At 73.3% G+C, this 5,319-nt stretch carries 3 protein-coding genes; 1 reads left to right on the forward strand and 2 read right to left on the reverse strand.

All coding sequences use genetic code 11. The features are described from left to right. Positions 1-234 precede the first annotated feature (234 nt). Both EYA84_RS25630 and EYA84_RS25635 read right to left on the reverse strand, forming a co-directional pair. The gene (locus EYA84_RS25630; protein ID WP_131056118.1) at positions 235-2,484 is read right to left on the reverse strand and encodes a helix-turn-helix domain-containing protein; all 2,250 of its coding nucleotides are present in this window, start codon (positions 2,482-2,484) and stop codon (positions 235-237) included. A gap of 57 nt (positions 2,485-2,541) precedes the next feature. Then, the gene (locus tag EYA84_RS25635; RefSeq protein ID WP_131056120.1) at positions 2,542-2,973 is read right to left on the reverse strand and encodes a DUF4260 family protein; all 432 of its coding nucleotides are present in this window, start codon (positions 2,971-2,973) and stop codon (positions 2,542-2,544) included. A gap of 160 nt (positions 2,974-3,133) precedes the next feature. Here EYA84_RS25635 and EYA84_RS25640 point away from each other — a divergent pair. Beyond that, a partial coding sequence (locus EYA84_RS25640) for an AAA family ATPase (RefSeq protein ID WP_161595040.1) occupies positions 3,134-5,319 on the forward strand: 2,186 nt, incomplete at its 3' end.

The raw sequence follows: 5,319 nt of genomic DNA on the forward strand, positions 1-5,319 counted from the left end.
GTCCGCGCGCTGGCCGCGCCGACGCCACCGGCGGCAGCGCTCGCCGACCTGGCCGGCTGCGGATGGATCGCTCCCCACCACGAGGTCAATCCGATCCTGCACGCGTTCGCGGTCGCCCGCACCCGGGACGTTCGTCCGGCGGTGCCGTCCACCGCAGCCTGACCCGGCTGCGGCCCACCGGCCCGCACGCACCCTGCGGCTCTGCACACCTGCGCCACACCGGGCCGCCGTAGCTCAACCCCTTTCCGCACCGGCCTTCAGTTCGGCCTGCGCCGCACCGGCGTTCAGTTCGGCCTGCGCCGCACGGGCGCGAGCGACGCTCTCGGCATCACCGAGCACCCCGGCCAGCTCGATCGCCGCCGCCAGGTGCTCACCCGCCTCCGCGCTGCGGCCGGTCCGGCGCAGCGCCTCGGCCAGCTCGATCAGCGCCCCCAGCTCCTGGGTCCGTAGCCCGCAGGCGCGCGCGCCCGCCACCGCCTCGCCGAGGATGCCGACCGCCTCACCCCAGCGCCCCAGATCCGCCAGGTTCAACCCGATCCACCGGCAGGTGATCGCGTCCGAGTAGGCGCGCGGCACCGCAGCGATCGGAAAACTCGTGTCGCGCAGGAGCCGCAGCGTCCGCCGGTGCACCCGCAGCGCGTCCGGCGTGCGGCCGAGCGCCCGCAGCGCGATGCCGAGCATCGACATGGCCTGCGCCGTGCCCTCGTGGTCCCCGGCCGCGCGCAGCACGCCGCCTCCCCGCCGTAGCAGCCGCTGGGCCGCGTCGAAGTCGCGCAGCCGTAGTTGCGCCGAGGCGGCGTACAGCAGCGCCCAGCCCTGCTGGGCACGGTCACCGGCGCGCCTTGCCGACCGCAGCGCCGCCTGGGCGGTGGCCAGGCCGGCGGAGGCGTCGTTCAGACAGAGCGTCTGCGCCCAGGAGAGATAGTTCAGGTGCGTGGCCTGCCGGGCCAGGTCGCCGGTGCGGGTCGCCGCCTCGGCGGCCAGCCGGAAGACCTCCGGCCAGATGTCCAGATAGATCCGCTGGTCGGAGAACCAGTGCAACGCGTCGGAGACCGCCACGACGAGATCGTCCTGCCCGCTCTCGGCCGCGATCCGCAGCGCCGGGAGCCAGTTCGCCCGCTCGGCGTCGAGCCAGTCACGGGCCCGGTCCGCGTCCGAGTCGTCATCCGCCGCCGGCCCACCGGGCTCGAAGTGCCGCCCGGCTCGCACGGTCGCCTCCAACAGCCAGGTCACCAGGCTCTCCCGCAGCGCCGGCACGGCCGACGGTTCGTCCCGCTCCAGACAGGTCGCGGCGAAGTCACGGACCAGGTCGTGCAGGCCGTAACGGTCCGGTGGTCGGAGCCCGAGCAGCCCGGACTCGACCAGCCCGTCGAGCCGATCCTCGGCCTCGGCCAACTCGACCCCACACACGGCGGCGGCGGCGTCCGCCGTGAAGTCCGGACCCGGAATCAGCGCCAGTCGCCGCAGCGTCGCGCGCCCGGTCACCGGGAGCCAGCGGTACGACAACGCGAGCGCCGCAGACAGGCCGGAGTCGTCACCCTCGATGACGGCGACGCGGTCCCGGGCCTGTGCGAGCCGAGCGTTCAGGTCGGAGACGGTGAGCGTCGGGTCGTCGCGTAGCCGCTGCCCGGCGATCCGCATCGCGAGCGGCAGGTGCCCACAGTGCCCGGCCAGTGCGGTGATCCGCTCCGGCGCGACGCCCTCGACCCGGCCGATGGTCCGCAGCAGCACCGTCGACTCGGCCGGAGACAGCGGCTCCTGCGGCAGCCAGTGCACCGCCTCCAACCCGCTGAGCCACCGCCGACAGGTGAGCAGCACCAGGGCCGGGCCGTCGCCGGGCAACAACGGCCGTACCTGCTCCTCGGAGGCCGCATTGTCCAGCACCAGCAGCGCTCGCCGGTGTCGCAGCAGCCCACGGTAGATCCGGGCCCGGTCGTCGACGTCGGTCGGTATCCGCGACTCGCTCAAGCCGAGCGCCAGCAGCAGCCGTTGCAACACCTCACCGGCGGTCGCCGGGTGCTGATGGGTGCCGCGCAGGTCGACGAAGAACCGCCCGTCCGGGTACCGGTCGGCGAGGTCGTGGGCAGCGCGCAGCGCCAGCGCCGTCTTGCCCACGCCGGGCTGGCCGGTCAGCACCGCGACGACGGCCGAGGGCTGTGCCGACTCGGCGAGGTCACCGAGCCTGCCGAGCGCCTCCGCCCGACCGGTGAAGTCTGCGGGCGGTGCCGGCATCGGGCACGGTCCGGGCGACAGGCGGCCGGCGTCGGCGGTCTGCTCGATCAGGGCGCGGTCGGCGGAGGGCGGCGCCAACACGTCGAGGACTGCGGTCAGGGTCCGGCGCTGCGGCCGGCGGACCAGGTCACGCTCCAGGTTGCTCAGCGCCCGGGTACTCACGCCCGATCGGTCGGCGAGTTCCTCGATCGTCAGCCCGGCCGCCGCCCGATGGTGCCGCAACAGCCGCCCCAGACTGGTGTCCTCGCCCACCCGCACCCCGACCCCCGTGTCCGTACTACGTGGACGGTGCCATCGTATCGACGGGTCTCATGATCTTGTGTTATCCCGTTCCTGTCGGCGGGTCAGCGCGGCCTGTCGAGCCTTCCCGATCAGACCGAGATGGGTGTGTTCGAAGCCCTCTGCCGTCTTGAGTCCGTAGCCGAGGGCGCGGTCGACGGCGATGTGGAACGCCCACGCCACGGCCAGGATGCCGATCCAGTCGATCCGGTCACCGAACCCGGCCGCGACCACGGCCACCACGCCCAGCGCGGCGGGCACCAGATAGGAGTGCGCCAGGTTGTAGCAGACGGCGCCGAGACGCGGGCCGCGCAGGTAGCCGAGCATGGACAGGTCGAAGACGAGGAAGAGTGCGAGCAGTGACCACCACGGGTACCCCACGGCGACGGTCACCACGACGGCGAGGACCGCCACGGCAGCGGCCTCGACACGCTGCACGACGACCGGGCTCAGGTACGCCATCTCACACCTCGATGTCGATGTCGGTCGGAAGGTTGGGTGGACGTTACCGTCGTCGGAGGCGACCAGGTGCCCGTACACCCCTGACCGCACCTCGGGAAGTTGTGTACTCAGAGCGTTGAGTCGCTCACCCAGCGTAGATCATCGACTACAATCTATCCCCGTGGTGGGTGGGGAAGCCGACGGCGTGTCCAGCGCGTCACCCGGTCGGACGACGATCGGGAGGCAACCAGGTCGAGCGAGCGACCCCCTGGTCGGCCGGGACGGCGAACTCCACCGCCTGGACCAGGCGATCGGGCGCCTCACCGACGGGGCCCAACTGATAGAGGTCAGCGGAGACCCCGGCATCGGCAAGTCCCACCTGCTCGCGGAGCTGACGCACCGGTGCCAGCGTCGCAGCCTTCCGGTGCTCACCGGTCGGGTCCCACCGGGCGGAGCGGTCTTCCCGTTCGGCGCCCTCATCGACGCCCTGGACGACCGGCTCCGTACGGTGCGGGCAGACGCCTGGGGCGCCCTGCCGACACACGACGCCCGGGTACTGGCCGACATCTTCCCGAGTTTCCCGTATCGCACCGAGAACGGACCCGCACCGCCGACGGTGCCGCACTTCCGACGTCTGCGCGCCATCCGGTCCATGCTGGAGGTCCTGGCATCGACGGGACCTCTGGTGGTGATCCTCGACGACCTGCACCGCGCCGACGACGACACCATCGACGCACTCTGCTACCTGGTGCAGTCCCCGCCGCAGGCGGCGACGCTGCTGGCGTTCGGCTACCGCACCCGTCAGGCACCACCGAGACTGCGCGGCGCGGCGGCCAGAACGGGCACCTCGCTGGTGCGGCTACCGCTCACACCCCTGTCGCCGACCGCCGTACGCACCCTGCTCGCCGACTGTGTCTCGGACGCCGAGAGTGACGAACTGTACCGATGCAGCGGCGGCAATCCCCGCTACCTGTGGGCGCTGCTCGACGGCGCGCGCGCCTCGACGCACGACCTGACGCCCGCGCGGGGGACCGCTTTCCCCGACACGGGGACGGCACCGGAACCCGCCACCGCGCAGCCCGGCCGGACCTACTCGGCAGCGGAGACCGCGATCGCCGCCGAACTGGACGAACTCTCCAGCCAGAGTCGGCTCGCCGCAGCGGGAGCAGCGGTGGTCGGTGAGGTCTTCGACCTGCCGGCCGTCGGCGTGGTCGCCGAACTCGTCGAGGAGACCGTCCGTCGCACGATCGACGAGTTGGCCGGCGCCGACATCGTCCGGCACGTGCCGGACACGACCCGGTTCAGGTTCCGCCATCCTCTCGTACGCCACGTGGTGTACCACGGCAGCCAACCCGGATGGCGGCTCGGCGCCCATGCCCGGGCCGCCGCCGCGCTGGCCGGTACCCCGGACGAGGAGGTCGCCCGGGCGCCGCACCTGGCACTGGTGGCCACCCCCGACGACGCCACCGCACCCGGCACGCTCCGCCGCGCCGCCGCAGCCGTCGAGCGCGACTCCCCGGAGACGGCCGCCCGGTGGCGTCAGGCAGCACTGCGGCTGACGTCCGTCGTCGGCAGCCCACCGACCGACCGGCACCTCCTCCTGCGCCAGGTCGCCACGGCCTACGCCGCCGCCGGACGGCCCCGGCACGCCCGGGACATGCTGCTGGCCGCGTTACGGCAGCCGGTCGCGACACCGCCCGCCGAACGGGCCGATCTGGTCATCCGATGCGTACGGCTGTGCCTGTCGCTCGGCGAGCCCGCGCCCGCCCGCGACCTGCTCGCGGAAGAGGTCACCCCGGATCCGCCCTGCCGGTCCAGCCGGGTGAACCTGCTGCTGGAGCAGGCGTTCCTGGAACTGGCCGACGGATCGGCCGCGGCGGCTCGGGCAGCCGCCACCACGGCACTGCGGCTGGCACAGGACGACCGACCGAGGACGACGGAGCACATCCGCGTCAAGGCGGTGCTCGCCGCCGCCGACGGGCTGACCGGCGCCTTCGTGTCGGCGGCGGCGACGCTGACCGACGTGGTGCCCCTGCTGGACGCCACGGGCGACGCAGAACTGGCCGCCCACCCCGACGCGATCTACTGGATCGGCTGGAGCGAGTTCGCGCTGGAGCGCTACCCCGACGCGCTGCGGCACCTGGAGCGGGTCAAGGCGAGTCCGACCGATCGCCCGGCCCGGGCAGCCCGGCCGGGACCCGATGTGGTGACGCTCTGCGACGCGCTGCTGGCGCGTACCTGGATCCTCGCCATCACCGGCCGCCACACCGTGGCCGTCGGTACCGCGGCCATGGCCGCCGACGTCGCCTACCGCTCCGGCAGCCCGCATCTGCGGCAACGGGCGGCGATCCTGCGCCGCTTGGTGGC

The organism is Verrucosispora sp. SN26_14.1 (assembly GCF_004307965.1).
GTDB lineage: Bacteria > Actinomycetota > Actinomycetes > Mycobacteriales > Micromonosporaceae > Micromonospora.